The organism is Flavobacterium orientale (assembly GCF_014638005.1).
Lineage (GTDB): Bacteria > Bacteroidota > Bacteroidia > Flavobacteriales > Flavobacteriaceae > Flavobacterium > Flavobacterium orientale.
In genome coordinates this window covers 1-609 of the sequence record NZ_BMFG01000039.1, presented here as the reverse complement: position 1 = coordinate 609, position 609 = coordinate 1, and the positions used below count along the sequence as shown (strand labels likewise).

The following is a 609-nucleotide window of genomic DNA, read 5'->3' as shown; positions in this document are numbered from 1 at the left end:
AATATAGTCTATTTATAGTTTGAAATTTATAGTTAATAGTTTATAGGAGGCTAACGCCCTTGAGCAAGAATGCCCTATAAACTGTTAACTATAAACTATCAATTATAAACTCTAAATATAATGAACGAAGAAACACATCAGAAACTGATGACTATCAAGCGAAGCTTCCGCTTGCTGATGAACGGTCCGGGATCGCAATCTATGCGCGATAAGGGACTGGGATATAAACTGAATTGGGGCGTACCATTCTATGAACTGAAAAAGATGGCTGAGGAATATGGCAAAGACTATGACCTCGCCATCGAACTGTGGAAGGAAGATATCCGGGAGTGCAAGATTCTGGCTACACTCATTATGCCTGCCGATAAGATGCTTCCGGAAATCACAGATTTATGGATGGAACAGGTACAGAGTCAGGAGATGGCAGAGATGCTTGCCTTCAACCTTTTGCAGCACGTAGATTATGCGCCTGTCATCGCCTACAAGTGGATAGCAAGTGATAAGCCGCTCTATGAGATTGCCGGTTTCCAGCTCCTTGCCCGTCTTTTTGCCAATGGGAAAGAGCCTAACGAGCGTGGCATCAACGAATTCCTGGATCAAGCTGCCACT

The 609-nt window shown here is 43.7% G+C and carries 1 protein-coding gene; it reads left to right on the top strand.

All coding sequences use genetic code 11. From position 1 onward, the window contains the following. Positions 1–120 precede the first annotated feature (120 nt). The coding region (locus IEV15_RS14545; protein WP_188363263.1) for a DNA alkylation repair protein at positions 121–609 on the top strand (489 nt) is incomplete at its 3' end.